The organism is Glacieibacterium arshaanense (assembly GCF_004681125.1).
GTDB lineage: Bacteria > Pseudomonadota > Alphaproteobacteria > Sphingomonadales > Sphingomonadaceae > Polymorphobacter_A > Polymorphobacter_A arshaanense.
Genome location: NZ_SIHO01000006.1, coordinates 1 through 1937 on the forward strand (window position 1 = coordinate 1; position 1937 = coordinate 1937).

Here is a 1937-nt window from a genome sequence, read left to right on the forward strand (position 1 = left end):
CTGGTGTGCAGCCAGCCAGCCGAACCGCGCAGCGAGGCGCCCTCGACAGTGCCGCTGAGGTTGTAGACGCCGCGGACACCGAGCGTGGTGAAGGTGGTGTCGTAGGTGCCCTTCTCGCCGACCAGCGCCGCGTAGCCGCCGGCTTCGCTATAGGCATCCGACGACAGGCTCACCCAGCCGAGGCGTGCGAACGGCTCGACGCGGGCATTGGCACCTGCCGCGAGGTCATACGAGATCTCGCCGAACAGCTGGCCAATGTTACCCGATGCATCGGTCTGCAGCGTCTGGCCAAGGCCCGGCGCGGTGATCGTGCGACCGGCGCGGAAGTCGGTGCCGGCATAGGTGCCGCCCGCCGAGAAGGCGAAGCCGTCATCCATGCGGTAGCCGACATAGAGACCGCCACCGGTGGTCTGGACACTCGAGCTCCCCAGGTCGTTGTCAAGCGTGACGTGGTCGGTCGTACGGCTGAACAGCGCACCGACCTTCCATGCGTCGAACTTGGCATCGATACCCACGATGATTCCGTTGACCGAGGTCTTGAAGTACGAACCGTTGCCATCGGCCTGGTTGGTACCCCACGAGCCGACATAGCGGCCCCACAGCGAGTAATGCTCGTTGCAGCTTTCGGTCGTGCCCTTGGCATCGGTGGCGTTCTTGGTGTCGCCGTTGAGGCTGCACAGGCCGGCACCGAGCCGGTCGAGGGCCGCTTCGCGGACATAACGTTGGTCGCCGATGGCTGCCCGACGCTCGACGCTGTGGATCTCGCCGCTGAGCTGGTTAAGCGCCGTCGGCAGGTTCGCACCCTGCTGGTACAGCGCGTAGAAGCTCTGCGGGTTCCAGCCGGCTGCCGTTGCTGCATCGAACGCGTTGGCAACCGCCGTTTCGTTCGAAGTCAAGCCCGTCGCGTTGGGCAGGTTGGTGATCTTCTGCGGCGTCATCTTGATGTAGACGTTGTTGGCGTCATAGCTCAGCGTCGGCGCGAACGCCCCGTTGAAGCCCGTCGAGGTGATGCTGCTGAAGGTGCCCGTGCGGCCGCCCGTGGCGGTCAGGATCGTGTAGGTGCTGTTGAAGGCATACTGCACGTTCTGACCCTGCGCGGCGACGGTGCCACCGGTGATCGACGTCGCACCGGCCGAGGTCAGCTTGTCGGCCGAGAGCAGCGAGACATCCACGGCGTAGGTCGACCCGGTCAGGAAGCTGATGCCGCCCGTCGAAGCGAGCGTCGCAATCGCACCGCCGCTGGTGCCGGGCGAGACGCGACCGCCGTTACCGACCACCAGGCCCGCTGCCGAACCGGTACCGGCGAAGGTGCCGCCAGCGGCCGTCACGGTCGAGTTGGTCAGTGCACCGGTGAGTGTCAACGTGCCAGCCGAGACGGTGGTGCCGCCGGTGTAGTTGCTGGTGTTGGTCAGCCACAGCGTGCCGCTGCCGACCTTGTTGATGCCGCCGACGTTGCCGATCGTGCCCGACAGCGTGAAGCTGCCGGCGCCCGAGTCAACCTTGCCCGCACCCGTCGTCTCGATGTGGTTTGCAACGACCAGACCCGAGACACCCGCCGCCAACGTGCCGGGGCCGTTGAGCGCGATGAAGCCCGCACCGGCCGAGTTGTTGGTGCCGAGCGTCACGGTGCCCTGGTTGATGCCAAGGCCGCTGGTGAAGTTGTTGTTGCCGTTGAGCACGAGGTTACCCGTACCGATCTGGCTGATCGAACCGAGGTTGCCGATGTTGCCATTGATGGTGAAGGTCCCCGCACCCGAGTCGATGGCGCCGCCACCTGTAGTCTGGATGTTGTTAGCAATCACCAGACCCGAGACACCGGCGGCGAGAACGGCGCCGTTGTTGAGCGCGATGCTGCTTGCACCCGCAGCGGTGTTCGTCATCAGCGTCACCCGGCCCTGATTGATGCCAAGGCCAGCACCGAAGCTGTTGTTGCCACC

1 protein-coding gene is annotated in these 1937 nt (G+C 65.5%); it reads right to left on the reverse strand.

The genetic code is table 11. From position 1 onward, the window contains the following. On the reverse strand, positions 1-1880 hold a 1880-nt coding region (locus EUV02_RS15525), incomplete at its 3' end, for an autotransporter family protein (protein ID WP_135247237.1). Positions 1881-1937 lie beyond the last annotated feature (57 nt).